This window comes from Domibacillus robiginosus (assembly GCF_000966195.1).
Lineage (GTDB): Bacteria > Bacillota > Bacilli > Bacillales > Domibacillaceae > Domibacillus > Domibacillus robiginosus.
The window spans coordinates 22164-42922 of the sequence record NZ_LAHL01000036.1 but is presented as its reverse complement, the minus strand read 5'-3'; the positions used below and the strand labels follow the sequence as shown (position 1 = coordinate 42922).

Here is a 20759-nt window from a genome sequence, read left to right as displayed (position 1 = left end):
TCTTTGGCTCATCACTTGTTAAGACGAAAATAAATGGGCGGATTGCTGTAAATCTTTTAATGCCGCTTCTAAATTTGCTTTTACCTCCAATTTATCTACGTCAATGCCGATTGTGACCATTGTTTGAGCTACTTCAGGACGAATGCCAATAAGTGCCGCTTTTATCCCGAGCAGAGACAAGGCATCAATGACTTTGAAAATTTGATCCGCTACCATCGTATCAACCATTAATAGACCAGACAGATCAAGAAGGAGATGGGAAAGCTTGAGTTGATCCGCTTTTTGCAGCACTTCCTCCATCAAAAGGGCTGCCCGTTCATTGTTCATACTGCCGATCAGTGGAAGTACAGCGACTCCTTTTGTAATTGGTACAACCGGTACAGAAAGTTCCAAGAGCGCCTCAGCCGATTGTTGGAGCGCTTTTTGATGAAACTTCACGTAAGCCATACTTAGCGCATAAACGGCTTGATCCAGCAGCGGATCAATCATAGCGATACTGTCAAAAACCGTCTCAATGGACATTTGCTTCTGCCCCATTTCATGCTTCAGTACATCCCAAATGGCCGTCCGATATACTGTTGTCGTTTGCAGAACCTTATCCATTGGCGCGTTCAGGCTGCAGGCGATCTCTCCAGTTTTGGATCCCCACTCACTAAATCGCTTTAAAGCAAGCCCACGGTCAGGCTGTTCCATTAAAATGTCTGCGAACATTTGGATAAATTGGGCTCGGTATTCAATCGCCCGCTCCATCCCCCAGCCGGCTGACTCTTGAATGTTCGACATATGTGAAAGGTTTTGATGGATGTCCCGGGCAATGTCATATTTCACCTGAGATAGTTTGTTTCCAAGAACTCGAATTTCATCATTCATTCCAGCAGCCTCCAGAAATTAGATAGTATACGTACAAAGATACACCTTTTTTTCCTGCTTTGAAAAGAAATAAATCATGGAATTTTGGTGAACAAAATGAACAAAATATTGACATTTCTTAAGAGATTGAGATAAATAAAAGAAGGAGTTTCTCCATTAGAAGGTGGGAGATTACATGTTGGTTTTTAAAGGACAGCCCAAACTGCTTGGGCAAATGATAGGTCTTATTTCTATAGTAGTTTGCTTAACGATCCTTTTTGTAAGCGCTATCTTTTTTACTCTTATAGGAGATCTGACTGAGAAATCACTGGGTAACCAGGCAATGACTGTAGCTAAAATGGCTGCTCAAAACGAAACGATTATCCAGGCGTTTGATGATCCGGATCCATCGATTCGCATTCAGTCCGTAGCAGAAAGCATAAGAAAATCAACGGGCGCAGGATATGTTGTGATCGGTAATAAAGATAATGTCCGCTATTCCCATCATATAAAGAAACATATCGGTAAAAAGATGGGAACGAGCAGCAAAGAAAGCCTTTTAAACGGAAAATCGGTCGTGTATAAGGGAACGGGTATCTCGGGTTCAGCTATTAAAGCGAAAACCCCCATTTACAACAAAGCTGGAGAGATTATTGGCGTGTCTTCTGTCGGATTTTTAACAACAGAAGTAGATGAAGCAAGAGGTGAATACCAATTAAAGATACTGTTTTTCGCGCTGTTTATTAGTTTATTTGGAATAACGGGAGCCGTTACGATAGCGAAGCGGGTGAAAAAATTGATTTTTAATTTGGAGCCTGAAGAAATTTCTTTTTTATTCAAAGAAAAAGAAGCGACACTCGAATCCATTCGAGATGCGACCATTGCTGTCAATAACAATCAAAAAATAACATCTATCAACAAAAGAGCTAGAAATCTGCTAGAAGGGCAAATTAGCGATGAGGGGAAAATAACAAACAGCCGGCTCGTTCGGATGGCTGAATCGATTATTGAGCAAAAGGAAAGCATTGTGCGGCAGCGTCTTTTGTTTGAACATCAGCTTTATGTAGCAGATGGTGCGCCAATTTGGCTAAATAACCAAACAAAGGGTGCGGTACTAACGATCCGCCCTGTATCAGAAATCGAGAAAATAGAGGAGGAAATGTCAGCGGTCAAAAGTATTACCGATAACATCCGGGCGCAAAATCATGAGTATTTAAATAAATTAAACACCATCTATGGATTGATGGTGTTAGAGCAATATGAGGAAGCAAGATCGTTTATAGCGGAGGAAGTAAGAGAACGGCAGGACATTGTCGTTTTTTTAACTTCTTCTGTAAAAGATCCTTATATTGCAGCTTGTCTTCTCGGTAAAATTCATCGCTCTAAAGAAATGAAAGTCCGTTTCTATATAGATGAAAACAGCAACTTATCCGCTGTGCCTCCTTCTTTTGACACAAAGCTTTTTGTAACCGTGTTAGGGAACATTATTGACAATGCGATGGAGGCAGCCGGACGGCTAAAGGGAGAAGAAGCGCTTGTCAGTGTTTCATTTACCGATATCGGCCGTGAACTTATTTTTGATATTGAAGACAACGGCCCGGGTATTTCTCCTGAAGAAGAGGAGCAAATTTTTACAGAAGGTTTTACGACAAAGGATGGGGACAATCACGGAATTGGACTGGCAATTGTTAAAAATACACTTCAGAAACTAAAGGGAGATCTTTATATTTCAAGAAGCTCCTTTGGTGGTGCACAATTTACAATTACCATTCCAAAGGAGTAAATAAAAGGGGGAGCATTTTTTATGGCACCGATTAAGGTAATGATTATCGAAGATGATGAGACAACGATCAATATTTATAAGAAGTTTGTTCAAAAAGTAGATGGGTTTGAAATTGTAGCATCTGCAAACCTTGGAAAGCAGGCACTGGACTTATTAAATGTATTTACACCTGATCTTATTTTGCTTGATGTCTACCTGCCTGATATAAACGGGACTGATTTATTGTGGGAAATTCGTAAAGAAGTGCGCAGTGTGGATGTCATTATGATTACAGCAGCAAATGATGTTCGCACTGTTAGTGAAGCCATCCGGGGCGGTGCGTACAGTTACATGCTGAAGCCCATTATGATCAACCAGTTTTTATCTACACTTGAGCAGTACAAAGAAACAAAGAAAAAGCTGTCTCAAGCCGCGCTTATTGAACAGGGGGAAGTCAATCGTTTTTTCGGTATCATGGGCCAGGCGGCCGGGGCCGAATATGTAGAGCAAACCGATCAGCTGCCAAAAGGAATTGATAAACATACGCTGAAAAAAGTGCGTGCACACTTACAGGAAGCTTCTTCAAGCATTAATGCGGAGGAAACAGCGCGGGCGATTGGCGCAAGCAATTCCACGGTGCGAAGATATTTAGAATATCTGGTCGCAGCGGAAGAAGCGGACGTGGAGATTATGTATGGGACGATTGGCCGTCCGGAACGAAGATATCGAAAAAAGTAAAAAGGTGCCCCACAAAGTGGAACACCTAAGCTTAGTTTCGTTGAACCATGGCCATCCATTCATCAATTTGAAATGATGCAATGCTTTCACCCTGTGTTTTTACAGAAAAGTATGTGGAAACAGCCACGTCTGCAGAGAGAAGGTGAGCATCCACTTCTTGAACCTGCTCAGAAGAAGCGGTTGTACGGTGTACCCATTCTGGATAGCCGAGTTCTTTTTTGCGTACCTGTTCTTTGACCAGGCTAAATCCGGCTTCCTTAAACCAGCCCTTCCATTCCGAAATCGTATAGCTGCGCACATGACTGTGATCACGCAGGGACTCAAGCCGATTTACAAAAGTATCTAAGGACGGTTCTTCAGGTGCAATGTTATCAATCAAAATGAAGCGCCCGCCTGGCTTTAAAACACGTGCCGCTTCCTTTACAAACAGTCGCGGATTTGGAAAGTGGTGAGCAGCAATCCGGCAGGTGACCGCATCAAACGTATGTGGCAAGAATGGCAGGGCTTCTGCATCTGCTGCTACGTAAAAGATATTGTCAGCCGATGAAGCTAAATGTTTTTTTGCGGCTTCGAGCATTGGCACGGTTAAATCAGTGGCAAACACATGAGCAGCATGAGGGGCCAGCGCTTTCGCTGCATGGCCGCCTCCTGTTGCAATGTCAAGAACGAGAGAATCAGGACCAATCTCCAGCCATTCGGGAAGAAGGGCAAGGTCCGACCCTGTTGAATGGGTACTGCTTGTGACATAGTACTCGGCTGATTTTCCAAACTGGCTTTTCACCCGCTGCTTGGCTGTTTCTGTTGATTCTTGCAAAAAGATTCCTCCTCAAATACAATAAGCTTATTTTTGCATATTAAGCGATTCTAAAATCTCCTGTACTAATTTCTCCTGTTCTCCTAAGAAAGTCGTGAATTCCTCAGAGTTTTTATAGCCATCTTCCCAGCCGTTTGTTTCGAGAACTTTCTGCCATTCTGGTGTTTTCACCATTTCTGAAAGTGTTTTGTTCCAGTAATCCACTGCGTAGTCCGGCATTTCTTTCGGTCCGAACAAGCCGCGCCAAATCGTAAATTCCGCATCAACTCCGGCTTCCTTATATGTTGGAATATCTGCATATGTGCCTTTTAATCTCTCTGGAGAAGACACGCCAAGGACACGAATTTTTCCTGCTTTTAAATACTCACCCGTACCGGAAATATCTGTAGCAAGCACATCGGCATTGCCGCCGATCAGAGCAGTCATTGCTTCTCCTCCGCCATCGTATGAAACGTATTTAATTTTCGCAGCGTCAACACCCGCTTTTACAGCAGGAAGCATGGCAACTAGATGGTCCTGAGAACCCGGAGACGATCCGCCTGCCAGTGTTAAGCTGTCCGGCTTCGCTTTTAAGTCCTTAAACAGTGACTCTAAATCTTTATACTTGGAATCTGCCGGCACGACAATCGCTCCATAATCTTTCGTAAGCTGGGCGATTGGCGTTAAATCTTTATAGGAATGCGGGCTGTTTCCTTCTTTTTTCAAATTATTGATAAGCAGTGGAACGGAAGGAAGAAACAAACGGTAAGGGTCTTCCGGGTCCTGGCTGATAAAGTCCGCAAGGCCGACTGCCTGACCGCCGCCTGGCTTGTTTTCAACCGTCATGGACTCCTCTGTTAATCCCGTTTCATTTAATACCTTCGTTAAAGCACGTGCAGTTGTGTCAAGCCCGCCGCCTGCTCCGGACGGTGCATTGATTACGATCGGCTTCTCCGGATAAGCAGCGTTTTCTTCATCGCTTCCTCCAGAAGTTGAAGAAGTAGAATTGCCGCAAGCTGCTAAACTAAGTGCAAGCGCACCGGCTGTAATCAGGCTGCCCCACTTTTTTACTTTAAATGTTACACTCATTGAAATGCCCCCCTTTGTTGTTGGTAACGCTTTCATAAACGAATAGTATCATCAGCCAATGAACGGGAATAGTTTTTGCACATTCATCTCATAAAGATCATTAAACAGCATTAACTTCATATTTTTCACGGAAAATAGATGCTGCGTTAAAAATATGATCGTTATTCAAGTTATGCAGAAAAACTTCTATTGGCAGATGGAAGCTGATACTTTTTAGAAAGCGGTTACATTAAGGTGAAACAAACATGGAGGTGCATAAAATGAGCAGGACATTCGATCGCTATGCCAGCATTATCTTTCTTCTAATAGGCGTCTTTTTTATCGTAGAAAGCCGCAAAATTGCTGCCACTTCTTATGGAAGCAACGTGGGACCAGATATTTTTCCAATCGGACTCGGCATTTTATTGATTTTATTAAGCATCAAGCTTTTTATTGAAGCCCTAAAAAGTAAACAGGAAACAGGAGGAGAAAAGCCGGATTACAAAAGGTTTTTCATTATCTTTGCAGCCGCCGTTCTTTATGTTGTGCTGTTAGAGCCGCTTGGCTACGTGATTACAACCTTTTTATTTTTATTGATTGGATTTCAAGTGTTAGAAAGAGGCGGCTGGCTCAAAAGCATTGTGATCGCTGCGGCGTTTTCTTTTGGCGTTTACTACATTTTTGTCGGCCTTTTACAGGGCTCGCTGCCAGGATTTCCTGTTTAAATTAAAGGAGGTGCTTACACATGGATACAGTACAGTTTTTAATGGATGGATTTGGGGTTGCCATGCAGTGGCAGAACCTGGCCTTTGCTTTTTTTGGTGTCCTCATTGGCACGGCAGTGGGCGTACTGCCGGGAATTGGACCGATGAGCGGCGTGGCTCTTTTAATTCCGATTACGGCAACACTGACATCTGGTCTTGATCCGCAAAGTGCTGCCGCCAGTTCAATTATTTTACTTGCGGGTGTGTATTACGGTGCTATGTATGGGGGATCGACAACATCGATTTTATTAAACACGCCGGGAGAATCTTCCTCTGTTGTAACAGCACTTGACGGTTATCAAATGGCAAGGCAGGGCCGGGCCGGTGCTGCGCTTTCTATTTCTGCTATCGGCTCATTTGTAGCAGGAATTGTCTCGCTGCTTGGCTTAACTCTATTAGCGAAGCCGCTGTCTGAACTAGCTCTTTCATTTGGGCCGGCTGAATATTTCTCACTTATGCTTCTCGGGTTGTGTGCGGTCAGCGGACTGGCGGGCAGTTCGATTACAAAAGCACTGATTATGACAGTCGCCGGCCTGCTTTTAGCGACGATCGGGATGGACAATGTATCCGGGGTTTCCCGTTTCACATATGATAACCCTTATTTGTATTCAGGACTTGAATTCTTAACAGTAGCAGTAGGTTTATTCGCACTTGGTGAAGTGTTCCGGACAATCTTAGACCGTGACAATGGAGATGGCAAAACAGCGAAAGTGGGACGGATTTTGCCGACCAAGCAGGATATGAAAGAAAGCACCGGGCCAATCGTCCGCGGCTCACTGCTCGGCTTTTTTATCGGTGTGCTGCCAGGTGCGGGCGCGACGCTTGCCTCTTTCTTTTCTTATATTGCCGAAAAGAAAATAAGCAAACGCCCGGAAGAATTCGGCCATGGAGCGATTGCGGGAGTAGCTGCCCCCGAGTCTGCCAATAACGGGGCATCCGGCGGCGCTATGATCCCGCTCCTGACGATGGGGATTCCAGGCTCCGGCACAACCGCTATTTTGATGGGAGCTCTTATTATGTACAATGTACAGCCGGGTCCACTGCTGTTTGAAGACAACCCGCAGGTAGCATGGGGCTTAATTGCCAGTATGTTTATCGGCAATGTGATGCTGCTCGTTTTAAATATGCCGCTTGTAAAAGTATTTGCCAAGGTCATTGATACACCGGCCAAATATTTGCTGCCAGTTATTGTGGCAATTTCGATCTTCGGTGTGTATGCGGTACAGTTTAATATTTTTGATTTAGCTTTACTGCTTGCCTGCGGACTGCTCGGTTACTTTTTAACCAAAAATGATTATCCGGTTGCGCCGCTTGTTCTGGCACTGGTGCTTGGCCCGATGATTGAAAATAATATGCGCCGTGCCCTTACTTCTTCCAATGGTGATTTTTCAGTTTTTGTGACAAGCCCGGTTTCACTTATATTCCTGCTGATTGGTGCTTTGTGGATCAGCATTCCACTTATTATGAAAATGCGCGGCCGTTCAGTCATTATTAACGAAGAAGATTAAGGAGGACCAGCATGGAACTTGGACAGACCTTTGCTCGTTTCGTCGTGGAGTTAAATAAAACGGCTCAGCCATTTCAATCCAGTATTGTGTTGAAAACAGATCATCGTAGCATCGATGTGAAAAGTATTTTAGGATTAACGCACTCCGTTTTAACCTCTAAATCGTTCCAGCTTGAAATTCATGGGCCGGATGAAGAAGAGGCAAAGCGGGAAATGGTAAAAGTATTTCAGCATTTTCATATGCCGGTGACGGTAAACGAATAAAAGAGCAGTCCTACAAGGGCTGCTTTTTTCTTTGTTTCTATAAACAAACTTCGAAATGTTCCTTTTTTCTGCCATAATAAAACAGGGGGTGATACAAGTGCAAAAAATTATGATTATAGAAGACGATGCAAAAATTGCTGGTCTTCTTCAAGCGTACATCGAAAAATACGGGTTTGATGTATATAAGATCGCTAATTTTGACTGCGTGCTTGACGAATTTCATGCCTATAAACCGGATTTAGTGCTGCTTGATATCAACCTGCCGAGTTTTGACGGCTTTTACTGGTGCCGTCAGATTCGAAAAGATTCTATCTGTCCGGTGCTATTCATTTCAGCTCGGGATGGCGAGATGGATCAGGTCATGGCGCTTGAAAACGGTGGGGATGATTACATAACAAAGCCTTTTTATTATGAGGTGGTTATGGCGAAAATTCGCAGCCATCTGCGGCGGGCATATGGGGAGTACGCCGTCAAAGCGGAGGAACGTATTTTACATACAGCTGGCCTTATTCTGTATCCAGAGCGGATGGAGCTAGCCTATGAAGAAGCAATGACAGTGTTAACCGCAAAGGAAGCAGCCATTATCGAAATGCTGATGGAAAGATATCCGCGCGTGGCAAGCCGGGAAGCATTGTTGGAAAAGCTGTGGGACAACCAGACATATGTAGATGAAAACACATTGAATGTAAACATTACCCGCGTTCGCAAAAAACTTCAGGAGGTCGGGGCTGTGGACGCAGTTGAAACAGTCAGGGGAGCGGGCTACCGGCTGAATGTGCCGGGAGAGGAAAAGAGATGAACCTTTTTTTTCGTGAACATATAGCGCTAATCATTGTGCAGCTGATCCAGTTCGGTATGATTTTTCTTGTTTATTGGCTTGATGGCTATCGACATATAAAACCGGCTCTTTATGGCTGCTTTTTAGCATTGTTTTTCCTGGGTGTATATCTTGTTTATCGGTATGTGACACATCGAGCGTATTATAGCCGACTAAGCCGGCCCGTTGAATCGATGGATAACTCATTACAGAAGCTCGAAGAAGGAGCGATCCCGCAGGCACTTCACACACTGCTTGTCTCACAATACAGACATTATGAGAGCAGAGTAAGGGAGATGGACCGGCAGCAAAATGATCATTTAACTTTTATGAACCAATGGGTGCATCAAATGAAAACACCTCTTTCTGTTATTGAATTAACAGCCCAGCAAATGGATGAGCCGGAATCATCCAGTATCCGGGAGGAAACAGAAAGAATGAGAGAAGGACTTGATACGGTTTTGTACATGGCAAGGCTGCGGACATTTGAACAGGATTTTTACATAAAGTCTATCCGGGTTTCAGAGGTGATTGAGGACGTAATACGAGAAAATAAGCGGCTGTTCATCCGGAACGGAGTATATCCGAAAACCGATCTGGATCGCGCTATTGTGGCAGAATCTGATGAAAAGTGGCTATTTTTCATTTTGCAGCAGCTTGTGCAAAATGCAGTGAAATACTCGACCGGGAAGGGTAATGAAGTAAGGATTTCACTCACCTCCCGCTCGCAAAAAGCGATGATTGAAGTAACCGACTTTGGTGTCGGTATACCAAAAACCGACCTGAAACGGGTATTTGATCCATTTTTCACCGGGGAGAACGGGCGCCATTTTCGGGAGTCAACGGGCATGGGGCTGTATATTGCCAGCGAAGCAGCAGCCCGGCTCGACCATCGCCTTGAAATCCAATCAGAGCCTGGAAAAGGGACGACAGTACGCATTGTATTCGATTCGTGGCGTAACCTTACATCATTGTAAGATAGCTGAAAGAAAAATCGATAGAAGCAGTCGACTGGAAATCGTACACTGATCTTACAAACGATACAGAGAGGAGATCATTGTATGTTAAATGTAAAAGGTGTAAGTAAAACATATGAAGGCAAGGTTTCTTACAGGGCCCTGACCGATATTCAGTTAACAATCGAAGAAGGTGAGTTTGTCGGTGTAATGGGGCCGTCGGGAAGCGGGAAAACCACGCTATTAAATATGATCGCTACCATTGATGAACCGACAACGGGTGAAATTTTGCTGAACGGACAAAATCCGCATCAGCTTAAAAAAAATGATCTGGCTAAATTTCGCCGGCGCGAGCTTGGCTTTGTCTTCCAGGATTTCAACCTGCTTCATACGCTCACGGTCGAGGAAAATATGGTCCTCCCGCTGACGCTTGATGGAGAAAAAGTGAGCGAAATGAAGAAGAAAGCGGCCACTATAGCCGAACAGCTTGGCATTACGGAAATCATGAATAAGCGAACGTATGAGATTTCTGGAGGCCAGGCACAGCGAGCAGCAGTGGCACGAGCGATGATTCACTCACCGAGCCTGCTGCTCGCTGATGAGCCGACGGGAAATCTTGATTCCAAATCGTCTAAAGCAGTGATGGAAATGCTTGAAGAGATCAACCGTACAAAAAAAACAACAATGATGCTGGTCACACATGATCCGCAGGCCGCCAGCTATTGTCAGCGGGTCATCTTTATCCGGGATGGAAAGCTGTATACGGAAATCCACCGCGGTGATAACCGGCAGGCATTTTTCCAAAAAATTATTGACACACTTTCTCTGCTGGGAGGCGACGCACATGACCTTTCGTCAATTCGCGTTTAATAATGTTTTTCGTAACAAACGCTTATATGCGGCCTACTTTTTAAGCAGCTTGTTTTCTGTTATGGTTTTTTTCACATTTGCCGTTTTTGCTTTTCATCCGGCGCTCGGACAAGGAGCAGTGGTGCAATCTGTTTCCATTGCTCTGACGACCGCGGAAGGAATCATTTTTGCTTTTGCCTTTTTTTACGTACTGTACTCCATGGGTGCTTTTTTAAAAACACGAAAAAATGAATTTGGTTTATTGATCATGCAGGGCATGTCGCCGATTCAGCTTCGCTTGATGGTATTTCTTGAAAACCTGCTGATCGGCTTTTTTGCAACTATTGGCGGTATTGGTCTTGGCCTTGTGTTTGCAAAGCTTATTTTGCTGATTGCGGAAAATGTGCTGATTATTGGGACGGACCTGGACTTTTACATGCCGGTTAAAGCGATTGTCCTTACTTTTGCTGCTTTCGCTCTGCTGTTTTTATTTATCTCTTTTTTTACAGCGGCGATTTTGCGAAGCGGGAAATTAATTGATTTGATGAAAAGCAAAAAGCAGTCAAAGGGAGAACCGAAAGCCTCGAAATGGCTGGCGCTTCTCGTAGTGCTTTTGATTGGCAGCGGCTATGCGGTAGCTCTTCGTGTAGAAGGAGTGTATGTTGCCGCGGCGCTTGTGCCTGTAGTCATTGTTGTAGTAGCGGGCACTTACTTTTTATTCACACAGTTAAGTGTATTTATCATTCGACGTTTAAAAGAAAAACCTTCTGTTTTTTGGAAAAAAACGAATATGCTGCTGTTTTCCGACCTATCATTTCGAATGAAGGATAACGCTCGGACGTTTTTTATGGTTGCCATTGTCTCAACTGTAGCCTTTAGTGCCATTGGAACATTGTATGGGTTTAAATCACTTTTAAATTCCGCTATAAAAGAAGAGAATGCATACTCTATAACCTACACGCTTTCTGAGAAAAACACAGAAATTGAGCAGCAGGAAGTCAGCAAAATAAACGAGGTATTAGCAGACAAAGGGGTAGAAGCCCGTGACGAGCACATGCTTCTGACCTATTTTCAAGTTGAAGGAAATAAAGATCCCCTGTTGATCGTAAAGGTGTCCGATTTTAATCGGTTTGCAGCTATGATCGGTCAAAAGCCGGCGGTTGTTTCGGCGAACGGCGCAGCTGCGATAGAGTATACAAATGAAATGTTTGAGGCATATGAATCGGGAGAGGAACTCACGGATCTTCGAATTCCGCTTTTGTCAGGCGGAAGCTTGAAGCCGAATCAGGTAATTAAAACGCATACTATGCCGGTTTCCAGGGGATTGATCGTATCGGACTCTATCTTTGAGCAGCTTGGAAAGCCGGTTCAGTCGGAGCCGTTTTATGCATGGATGAGTGATGATTCTGCCGAAAAGTTAGTTGAGGCAGGAAAGGTTCTATCGGAAGAACTGCAAAATGGAGAGCAGCCTTATTTCTTTGCATCCGATTTTGCTTTATATATATTAAACGCTGGCTATGGACCCACATTGTTCGTCGGACTGTTTATCGGCATGGTATTTTTTATTTCCGCCGGCAGTATTCTCTACTTCCGTTTGTATAGTGATCTGGATGAGGACAAAGAAAAATTCAAGGCGGTTGCAAAAATGGGCTTAACCGAACAGGAGCTGAAAAGAGTGCTGAACCAGCAGATCGCGCTTTTGTTTTTCTCGCCGATTGTTGTAGCGCTTATTCATGGTGTTGTGGCGCTGACGGCACTTTCCAATATGTTTTACCAGCCGTTTTTTGTTGAATGCATCTACGTGCTTTTAATCTTTACTACTATTCAAATTATTTACTTCTTTATTGTGCGTTATTTTTATATCAAACAAATAAAATCCGCCCTTTAAGAGGCGGATTTCTTGTTTTATGGTTTCAGAACGACTTTAATGCATTCATCGGCATGGTCGTTAAACATTTGATAAGCCTCGCCCGCCTGCTCGAGCGGCACTTTGTGGGTAATGATTTCCGTCGGGTCAATCTCGCCAGCTGTGATTTTTTCAAACAGCTCCGGCATGTAATGAATAACCGGTGCCTGGCCCATTTTGACGGTAATGTTCCGCTCAAACAAATAGCCGAGCGGGAACATGTTATACAAAGAACCGTAAACGCCAGTAAGCTGGATCGTTCCGAACTTGCGAACCGCTCTCAAGGCGATTTGAATCGCACTTAATGTACCGCCCTGCAGCTTGAGTTTTTGTTCAATCGCTTCAACCGGTGATTTTTTTCCATCCATGCCCACGCAGTCAATGACAATATCCGCACCGCCATTGGTAATTTCTTTTAAATGGTCACCCATGTTTTTGTATTCCGAGAAATTGAATACTTCCACGTTATTCATTTTCTTGGCATGAGCCAGTCGATATGGAACATGGTCCACCGCAATGACTCGCTTGGCGCCCTTCATCCAGGCAAATTTCTGTGTTAATAAGCCAACCGGTCCACAGCCAAGTACAATGACCGTATCTCCTGATTTCACACCAGAGTTTTCAACGCTCCAATAAGCAGTCGGTAGAATATCCGATAGGAATAAAACGGATTCATCCTCAAGCTCGCATGATTCTGGAATCACAAAGGGCATAAAGTTTCCGTATGGCACACGCAGATATTCGGCCTGGCCACCGGGGAAGTTTCCATAGCGCTCTGTAAAGCCTAAATAACCACCCGAATCGATATGAGGGTTTGCGTTGGAGTTGTCACACTGGCTCTCCATATCGTGATTACAATAGAAGCATTGGCCGCAGGAAACATTAAACGGCAGCACCACGCGGTCGCCTTTTTTGACTTTCGTGACGTCTGGCCCGACTTCTTCCACAATTCCCATTGGTTCATGACCAATTACATAATCATCTTCCGCCGGCGGGAGTGCGCCTTGATAAATGTGTAAATCCGATCCACAAATGGCTGTTGAGGTAATACGAACGATAATATCTTCCCTTTTTTGGATGGTAGGGTCCGCTACGTTTTTCACCTGCATGTTTTTTACACCTTGATATGTAACTGCGCGCATGAAAAAAACCTCCTAAATTGTTTAGAATAGTTTTCTTTTACCCTCACGGCAGAATATTATGCTGAACAAATACGTATTTCTTTTTAAGGCCATTTGTTTTGTTATATAGTATAAACAATGAAATAATGGGGTAAGAAAGGTGGAGAACGAATGAAGCAGTTGTATGACTATCATGCCTGGGCCAACGAACGGATGCTTGAACACCTGGCTTTGTATCCAGAGGTTTTTACCAAACCGGCTGCCGGTCCATTTCCATCAATCAGTCGTACATTTGAACATATTTATGATGTAGACCGGCTTTGGTTTTCACGTATGAAAAAAGCTGGTGGCACAGCTGGCGGGGAAACACATTTTTCAACTGCCATGGAAGCAAAAAAGGCTTTTGCAAATCTACAAAAAGAAGTAAGAGATTTTCTTTCAGCCGAACTGGACGGCCATAAAATCATCAAGTATCAAGACAAACAAGGCGTTTCTTTTGAAAACACATTGGCTGAGCTTATTACCCATGTCGTCAATCATGGAACATCCCATCGTGGCAATGTTGTTGTTATGCTGCGCCAGGCAGGATACGGAAGCTGCCCGACCGATTTTATTTATTTTTTAAGAGAGAATAAAAGCGGAACCCATATATAAGCTCCGCTTTTATTAGCGTCGATTTTTTATCTTTTTCAAAAGGGTGTACGCAGCAAAAACAATAATAATCCCAATCACAATAAAAAGAAAGCCTTTCATAAAAACACATCCTCTCGACACAATCTTACTTAGTATGTAACCTTTTCTGCTCTCATGGAAACATCAAAGAAGATATTAAAAAAAGTAGGGAGCTTTTAAGGAAATACTTTTGAAAAGAGCAAAAGAGCTGCCTTATACAAGCAGCCCTGAATACTATTCTAAATTTGCATGACGGCCGTACATGCGGTCCGAGTTCATGCCGCGTTTTTCCATGATCGTTAAAATAAGTGAATCATAAAACAGCAGTAAGCTTTGTTCAAACAAAGAGCCCATTGGCTGAATGGACGTGGTGCCTGTGTCTTCGCCGGCTTTTGTCTGTGCCGGGATTTGAATGACGATATCCGCTTGTTTTCCGATGGTGGAATCCGGAACGATCGTCACAACGGCTACCGTTGCACCGATCGCTTTTGCTTTTTCTACCATAGGAACGAGGCTTTTCGTTTCTCCAGAACCGGAGCCGACGATAAAAATATCGCCTGCTTCCAGGTTTGGTGTTACCGTTTCGCCAACAACATACGGATCAAGTCCGACATGCATCATACGCATGGCGAATGATTTTGCCATGAAACCAGAGCGTCCTGCGCCGGCAACGAATACTTTGTTTGCTTCGATAATGCCATTCACAAGCTGTATAGTTTCCTCATCACGGATAAGGGCAGCTGTTGTTTGAATTTCCTGTAAAATGCGTTCCAGCTGTTTTGTCATTAAGCATGAACCGCTTCTTTAATTAATTTTTTCATCTCTGCCGCAGCTGCTTTTTTGTCGTCTTTGCTTGTAATACCGCCGCCAACAATGACAAGGTCAGGCTGTTCTTTAATGACTTCAGGAAGTGTTTCAAGCTTAATTCCGCCGGCGATTGCTGTTTTAGCGTTTTTCACGACGCTTTTAATTGTGTGAAGGTCTTCAAATGAATTTTGGCCGACTGCCTGCAAATCGTAGCCAGTGTGCACACAAATGTAGTCAACGCCAAGTGCGTCAAGCTCCTGCGCCCGTGTTTTAATATCTTTTACCGCGATCATATCAACCAAAATTTGTTTACCCTGTTTTTTCGCTTCTTCAACCGCGCCTTTGATAGAAGCATCCTCTGCCTGACCGAGGATGGTAACAATATCTGCGCCAGCCGCTGAGGCTTGTGAGACTTCATAGCCGGCTGCATCCATAATTTTAAGATCCGCAAGCACGTCCAGGTTTGGGAATGCTTCTTTCATCGCTTTCACAGCGTGAAGGCCTTCGTTAATCACAACTGGTGTACCAATCTCAACAACATCGATATGCTCCTGTACTTCCTTCACAAGCTCAATGCCTTCTGGAATGTTGACGAGATCAAGTGCTAATTGTAATTTCATGATAAATTCTCCTTTTTTGTTTGATGTTTGTTCATTGTAATCGCATGCTGAGCAAAAAAGAAGTACGCACTTTAAACTCATATAGTGCTAAAAAGTATACTGTGCAATAAAAAAAGAGCATTTTTTATATGCTCTGTCAGTTATTTATCATGTTCGATTTTCGCGGAAGTTTTATCAGCTTGTTCTTCAATAAGATCCTTATATTTCTTGCCCCAGTCATACATGGATTCAAGGATTGGCATTAACGTCCGGCCCTGGTCTGTCAAGGAATACTCTACTTTAGGAGGCACAACCGGATACACTTCCCGATGGACAATAAAATCCGATTCGAGCTCACGCAGTTGATTTACGAGCATACGCTGCGTAATGCCAGGCATCAAGGATTTAAGCTCGTTAAACCGTTTTGTGCCCTCTTTTCCTAAATGCCACAGAATGAGCATTTTCCACTTTCCGCCGATCACTGCCAGTGTCAGTTCTTTTTCACAGTTAAATTCTCTTGCGCATACATGTCCCATTTTTTTACCTCCTTTTTGAACAGTATACAATGTATATGTATATTCCAAAAAGAAACTTGTTTGGCCGGCAGTTGATCTTGGCGTGTTTTGCTGAGAAAATAACAAGGAGCAGCAGCTAATATTTTGGATAAGAGAGGGATTACATATGAACATTGCAACGATTGGTACAAGCTCTATTACCGAGCGATTTGTAGACGCCGTCAGCAAAACAGATGCACTAACATTTGCCGGCGCTTATTCGCGCTCTCCAGAAAAAGCAGAAAGGCTGGGAGCCCCGAGGGTTTTCACAGACCTTGCAGACCTCGCGTCTGATGAAGAAATTGACGTCGTGTATATCGCTTCACCTAATTCCCTTCATTTTGAACAGGCGCTTTTGTTAATGAAAAATAAAAAACATATCCTATGCGAAAAACCCATGTTTTCGACAGCTGAGCAGTGCAGAAAAGCATTTCAAACAGCAGATGAGAACGGTGTATTTTTATTTGAAGCATTTCGGAATCTTTATACACCAAATCATGCCCGCTTAAAACAGGCGATTGAAAAAGTAGGTCCTATTCGCCACTCGTTCCTGCAGTATATGAAATACTCCTCCCGCTACGACAATGTATTGGCAGGGGAAGAACCAAACATCTTTTCACCAAGGTTTGCGGGCGGTGCTCTTGTAGATTTAGGTGTATATCCGATCAGCCTGGCTGTTTCGTTGTTTGGCAAGCCGGAAAGCATCAGTTCCCGGGTGACAATGCTGCCGACAGGGGTAGACGGAAGCGGCTCAGTGGTGCTTGATTACGGCACACATGTGTGTACAACGATGTTTTCAAAAATAACTGATTCATTCCTGCCAGGTGAAATCAGTGGAGAAAACGGTACGATTACGATTGACCATGTGGCGCCGATTGCAAGTATCGAATTTACAGATCGGCTCTCAGGCGGGCAGGAACAACTAGCCATTGCAGAAGAAGAGAACGACATGATGTATGAAGCAGAAGCGATTGCAAAAGCGATTCAATCAAATGACCGGAATATGTACGAGCATTACCGGAATATAAGCGAAATCGTGATCGAGATCACAGAAGAAGCCCGCAGACAGGCCGGCGTCGTTTTTACATCATAATCAAAAACGTGTTTATCTGGAAATTTTTAATGGCCAGGCAAACACGTTTTTTTTGTGGGCAAAATGAGCGAGAGGCTTTTGATTAAAAAGAGTATCCGGTAAAAAAGGAACAGACGGCAGGTTCAAAAAAGCGCAGGACGCTTCTGCCACACGCCAGCGGTCATGATGAATATCTCCGCGAAGAACGATACTGCCTTTTTGATCAAACAGGCAGTAGCGTTCAAGCAGCCAGAAGTCTATGCTGCCCTCCGATGGAATAAAAACAGGAGAAGAAGGAAAATAAGCGGCGCGAAAAGGCTGCTTGTTTCCTGATTGAAAGTACACAGTTTGATTGCGTAAAAGCAGCTTCATTCGAGTGTGGTAATACGGAAGAAAGGAAGCGGCGCGCGCACCAAGGACGACCGGCCATTTATCGACGCCGAGACTGAAAAAGTAAACGCCAGGAATGCCTTTGTACGTTACGTATGTTCTTATATTTAATTCCAAGTAAGAATGATAAAAAGGAAAGGGCGGCATGCCGTGCAGGCGGGTGCTACGGGCCAGAAACGGTACAATACTGATCCAGGCATTGCCACCAAATAAGTCAAGAGACAGAGCGGACGGAATATGCGGCTTCAGTTTTTGAGCTGAAACCGGCCAGTGAAGAAAAAGCATAAAATCCCATCGTTGTTTGGCGGCCCATGGAGAAGATGGGAGCGGAAACGGCCGCTGAATCGTTTCCTGGAATTCATCAGCCATCCTCCACACCTCCTTTTATTTTTGCTCTAGATTTAACGCATCTTCTTCTTTTTTAGGATTTGATGCTTTTTCTAAAAGGGCAGTTAATTGATCATTAGCATCTTTCACCCATGGTGTCATTTTCTGAAGGTCCGGACTGTCTTTTTTTGCTTCATCTATAAGTGGATACAGGCTTTTTTCAATGGCCGCATAATCTTTTGGATACTGTTCTTCCACTTCCTTTTCGGCTAAATCCCAATGCTCCTTCAGGCTTTCTCCAGCTTCTTGAAGCTCCTCGCCGCTTTCAGAAGATTTGATGTGCGTGTTTACACGGTCAAGCATGCTTTGAACATTTTGAATTTTACTTGGCAGATCACGGGCGTTTTCTTCAATTGTATCGGTTTCTGTATCCAAAACAGGCTGTTCACTTTCATCTGTCCCACATCCAGCTGTCAGCATCCCTGCAAGAAAAAAAGAAGCAGCAGTACCGTAAATTTTTTTCATCGCGATCCTCTTTTCATCTTTTTTTACTACTATTTACAATTGGCGCAGTTTTAAACGTATTTTCCTTCGTTTTGTCCCTGGAAGAGCGGGTAAAAAAAGAAAAAGGAGAGAAGCATAATGGCATTTGATTATTCACTCGATTTTGACCGCATTGACTTTCGAAAAGAACCAGAAAAATACCGGGTAGGCCGTGGTGAACAGGGCGTGCTTCTGGTCGAGCCGTATAAAAGCGAAATTTTGCCGCACTGGCGCTTTAAAACACCGGATATTGCCCATGAATCATCAGAAAAGATTTACAGCATGTTTTTAGAGTACAAAGAAAAAGGAGATTTTGTCGGCATGGATATGGCTCGCAAATTTTTGCAGATGGGCTATACGCGTTCACGTCGCTACACCAATTATAAAGGCGGGCGCAAATATGATAAAAAAGGTGAAGTAAACGAGCGGCATATTGATGAAGAAAAAGCGAAATCAGCTGCGATCTTTGAAGTGAAGTGGAAAACCGTACGTGAGGATGAAGAGTACTTAAAGATGAAAAAAGAGCATCAGAAAAAGTATGGCTGATCGTAAAAAGGACCGGCCTGCTCAGGGCAGAACCGGTCCGTTGAAAGAGCACTTATGCATTTTTGCGGTGAAACCCTTTGGCATAATAGAAAGCCGTTAATGAAAGCAGCCAAAGTGGACCGACAATCAGGGCAATTCTTGTATCCGCACTAAAGCCCATTACAACGATAACGCCTGCTAGAAATGCAAGAGAGATGTATGAAGTAAAAGGAAATAGCGGAACCTTGTATTTAAGCCTCTGCTGCTGTTGCGGGCTCAAGCTCTTGCGGTAGCGAATTTGTGAAAGCAAAATAACTGCCCATGTCCAAATCGCTCCGAATGTCGCAATGCTCGTTACCCATGTGAAAACTTTAGCAGGTACAAGATAATTCAACAAAACGCCAATGAGCAGCACGCCGGCAGACGCAATAATAGCTTTGCCCGGCACACCGTTTCGAGTCAGCGTTTGGTAAGAAGCAGGTGCTTCCCCGTGTTCTGCCAGATTAAACAGCATGCGTCCTGTACTGAAAATACCGCTGTTGCAAGATGAAAGAGCGGCCGTTAGAACAACAAAGTTGATAATGCCGGCTGCTGCTGGAATACCCACTTTTTCAAATGTCAGGACAAAGGGGCTTCCTTGTGTGCCAATTTCGGTCCACGGATAAATAGACATAATGACGAACAAAGCGCCCACATAAAAAATTAAAATCCGCCAAAATACAGAGTCAATCGCTCTTGATAATGACTTTTCCGGGTTTTTTACTTCCCCGGCCGTAACACCGATTAACTCAATGCCCAAATAAGCGAACATAACCATCTGCAAGGATAACAGAAGTCCTTTTGCACCATTCGGGAAAAAGCCGCCGTTCTCCCAAAGGTTGCTGATCCCGGTTGCAATACCACCGTTTCCGATTCCGAAAGCGATCATTAACACACCGATTACAATCATCGAAAGAATCGCAACAATTTTGATGAGAGCAAACCAAAACTCCAATTCCCCATATGCTTTTACTGCTAAAAAGTTAACGGTTGTCATAATGACCAGGGCGGCTAATGCCCAAATCCAGGCTGGAACATCTGGATACCAGAAGCCCATATAAACGCCGACCGCGGTAATTTCCGCCATACAGGTTACAACCCATAAAAACCAGTAGTTCCATCCAGTTATAAATCCGGCCAGTGGGCCAAGATAATCACGCGCGTATTTACTAAATGAACCGGCAACAGGCTTTTCAATTGCCATTTCACCAAGTGCACGCATAATAAAAAACATCACCATACCGCTGACTGCGTAAGCAAGCAAAATACCTGGTCCAGCCAGTTTAATTGCGGTGGCGGAGCCTAAAAACAGCCCGACACCGATTGCAGCGCCGAGGGACATTAGTGTAATATGCCTTTCTTCTAACCCACGGTGCAGTTCGGTGCTGCCGTTTGATTTAGGTGTTATTTTCTTTGAATCTAGTTGTGCCATTTGTGTTCTTCCTTTCCTTAAAATAAGTTCTAAAATGGAAAAAATCGCTCTGTGATGCTTCAAGAAATTAACACGCTTCCTCATTGTAGCTCTGTGCTGTTTCGGTTGGCAAGAAGAATAAGAAGGAAACACAGACTTCTCTTTTGCCGAAACAGTCAGATTGATCAAAAATAAAAAGATAGAAAGCAGGCCGGAACTTATTTGTTAACGCTTACAACAAATAAGCGTACGCTCATTTTATCATTGATTGATAGATAATTTATTTGTGCTGAAATGAAAATTTGTTTCGTTTGTTTGGGAATATAAACAAAAAGCAGAGAGGTATTTATTGAAAGAAAAATGATTTTCATCAAGACACACTCTATTTCTCACTCATTTTTCCAAAAGAAATTATGTAGAAAAAAT

Annotated in this window: 22 protein-coding genes; 12 read left to right on the top strand and 10 right to left on the bottom strand. The window is 43.7% G+C overall.

Annotated features, from left to right (window positions below; genetic code table 11):
- Positions 1-18 precede the first annotated feature (18 nt).
- Positions 19-870: an STAS domain-containing protein gene (locus VP97_RS16360; protein WP_050183096.1), complete on the bottom strand. Its 852-nt coding sequence runs from the start codon at positions 868-870 to the stop codon at positions 19-21.
- Between the two features lie 175 nt (positions 871-1045).
- Between VP97_RS16360 and VP97_RS16355 the strand changes: the two genes are divergently transcribed.
- Entirely contained in the window at positions 1046-2632 is a 1587-nt protein-coding gene (locus VP97_RS16355) for an ATP-binding protein (RefSeq protein ID WP_050183095.1), read from the top strand.
- A 21-nt stretch (positions 2633-2653) separates the two neighbouring features.
- Complete coding sequence (locus VP97_RS16350) at positions 2654-3349, top strand: response regulator (protein WP_050183094.1); 696 nt, start codon at positions 2654-2656, stop codon at positions 3347-3349.
- A gap of 31 nt (positions 3350-3380) precedes the next feature.
- Here VP97_RS16350 and VP97_RS16345 read toward each other — a convergent pair whose 3' ends face one another.
- Both VP97_RS16345 and VP97_RS16340 read right to left on the bottom strand, forming a co-directional pair.
- Positions 3381-4163 (bottom strand): class I SAM-dependent methyltransferase, encoded by a 783-nt coding sequence (locus tag VP97_RS16345; RefSeq protein WP_050183093.1) that lies wholly within the window; start codon positions 4161-4163, stop codon positions 3381-3383.
- Positions 4164-4190: 27 nt separating this feature from the next.
- On the bottom strand, positions 4191-5231 hold the full coding sequence (locus tag VP97_RS16340) for a tripartite tricarboxylate transporter substrate binding protein (RefSeq protein WP_050183092.1): 1041 nt from the start codon (positions 5229-5231) through the stop codon (positions 4191-4193).
- A 260-nt stretch (positions 5232-5491) separates the two neighbouring features.
- On the opposite strand from VP97_RS16340, the gene VP97_RS16335 reads away from it, so the two are divergent.
- The 7 genes from VP97_RS16335 to VP97_RS16305 all read left to right on the top strand — a co-directional run bounded on the left by VP97_RS16335 (position 5492) and on the right by VP97_RS16305 (position 12255).
- Complete coding sequence (locus tag VP97_RS16335) at positions 5492-5935, top strand: tripartite tricarboxylate transporter TctB family protein (RefSeq protein WP_050183091.1); 444 nt, start codon at positions 5492-5494, stop codon at positions 5933-5935.
- Positions 5936-5955: 20 nt separating this feature from the next.
- Complete coding sequence (locus VP97_RS16330; RefSeq protein ID WP_050183090.1) at positions 5956-7482, top strand: tripartite tricarboxylate transporter permease; 1527 nt, start codon at positions 5956-5958, stop codon at positions 7480-7482.
- Between the two features lie 11 nt (positions 7483-7493).
- Positions 7494-7745, top strand: coding sequence for an HPr family phosphocarrier protein (locus tag VP97_RS16325; protein ID WP_050183089.1), 252 nt, complete (start codon positions 7494-7496; stop codon positions 7743-7745).
- A gap of 97 nt (positions 7746-7842) precedes the next feature.
- The gene (locus VP97_RS16320) at positions 7843-8544 is read left to right on the top strand and encodes a response regulator transcription factor (protein WP_050183088.1); all 702 of its coding nucleotides are present in this window, start codon (positions 7843-7845) and stop codon (positions 8542-8544) included.
- Entirely contained in the window at positions 8541-9539 is a 999-nt protein-coding gene (locus tag VP97_RS16315; RefSeq protein ID WP_050183087.1) for a sensor histidine kinase, read from the top strand. Before VP97_RS16320 ends, VP97_RS16315 begins: the two co-directional genes overlap by 4 nt.
- A gap of 84 nt (positions 9540-9623) precedes the next feature.
- On the top strand, positions 9624-10388 hold the full coding sequence (locus VP97_RS16310; protein WP_050183086.1) for an ABC transporter ATP-binding protein: 765 nt from the start codon (positions 9624-9626) through the stop codon (positions 10386-10388).
- A complete protein-coding gene (locus VP97_RS16305) occupies positions 10363-12255 on the top strand; it encodes an FtsX-like permease family protein (RefSeq protein ID WP_050183085.1) in 1893 nt (630 codons plus the stop codon). Before VP97_RS16310 ends, VP97_RS16305 begins: the two co-directional genes overlap by 26 nt.
- A gap of 17 nt (positions 12256-12272) precedes the next feature.
- On the opposite strand, the gene VP97_RS16300 is transcribed toward VP97_RS16305, so the two are convergent.
- Positions 12273-13415, bottom strand: a complete 1143-nt coding sequence (locus tag VP97_RS16300; protein WP_050183084.1) for a zinc-dependent alcohol dehydrogenase — start codon at positions 13413-13415, stop codon at positions 12273-12275.
- 150 nt (positions 13416-13565) lie between these two features.
- Here VP97_RS16300 and VP97_RS16295 point away from each other — a divergent pair, with 150 nt between their 5' ends.
- A complete protein-coding gene (locus tag VP97_RS16295; protein ID WP_050183083.1) occupies positions 13566-14048 on the top strand; it encodes a DinB family protein in 483 nt (160 codons plus the stop codon).
- 252 nt (positions 14049-14300) lie between these two features.
- On the opposite strand, the gene hxlB is transcribed toward VP97_RS16295, so the two are convergent.
- From hxlB to VP97_RS16280, 3 genes are all read right to left on the bottom strand, one after another.
- Positions 14301-14852 carry a 6-phospho-3-hexuloisomerase gene (gene hxlB, locus VP97_RS16290; RefSeq protein ID WP_050183082.1) on the bottom strand — a complete coding sequence of 184 codons (552 nt, stop codon included), beginning with the start codon at positions 14850-14852 and terminating at the stop codon, positions 14301-14303.
- Positions 14852-15493, bottom strand: a complete 642-nt coding sequence (gene hxlA / locus VP97_RS16285) for a 3-hexulose-6-phosphate synthase (RefSeq protein ID WP_050183081.1) — start codon at positions 15491-15493, stop codon at positions 14852-14854. The genes hxlB and hxlA overlap by 1 nt, the downstream gene beginning before the upstream one ends.
- Positions 15494-15633: 140 nt before the next feature.
- Positions 15634-16008: a winged helix-turn-helix transcriptional regulator gene (locus tag VP97_RS16280; RefSeq protein ID WP_050183080.1), complete on the bottom strand. Its 375-nt coding sequence runs from the start codon at positions 16006-16008 to the stop codon at positions 15634-15636.
- Positions 16009-16153: 145 nt separating this feature from the next.
- On the opposite strand from VP97_RS16280, the gene VP97_RS16275 reads away from it, so the two are divergent.
- Entirely contained in the window at positions 16154-17119 is a 966-nt protein-coding gene (locus VP97_RS16275) for a Gfo/Idh/MocA family protein (protein ID WP_050183079.1), read from the top strand.
- Positions 17120-17131: 12 nt separating this feature from the next.
- Here the strand turns inward: VP97_RS16275 and VP97_RS16270 are convergent, their stop codons facing one another.
- Both VP97_RS16270 and VP97_RS16265 read right to left on the bottom strand, forming a co-directional pair.
- Positions 17132-17857 (bottom strand): YqjF family protein, encoded by a 726-nt coding sequence (locus VP97_RS16270; protein WP_050183078.1) that lies wholly within the window; start codon positions 17855-17857, stop codon positions 17132-17134.
- Positions 17858-17872: 15 nt separating this feature from the next.
- Entirely contained in the window at positions 17873-18340 is a 468-nt protein-coding gene (locus VP97_RS16265) for a hypothetical protein (protein ID WP_050183077.1), read from the bottom strand.
- A 117-nt stretch (positions 18341-18457) separates the two neighbouring features.
- On the opposite strand from VP97_RS16265, the gene VP97_RS16260 reads away from it, so the two are divergent.
- On the top strand, positions 18458-18904 hold the full coding sequence (locus VP97_RS16260) for a DUF4385 domain-containing protein (protein ID WP_050183076.1): 447 nt from the start codon (positions 18458-18460) through the stop codon (positions 18902-18904).
- Positions 18905-18956: 52 nt separating this feature from the next.
- On the opposite strand, the gene alaP is transcribed toward VP97_RS16260, so the two are convergent.
- On the bottom strand, positions 18957-20354 hold the full coding sequence (alaP, locus tag VP97_RS16255) for an alanine permease AlaP (RefSeq protein WP_050183099.1): 1398 nt from the start codon (positions 20352-20354) through the stop codon (positions 18957-18959).
- Between the last annotated feature and the right edge of the window lie 405 nt (positions 20355-20759).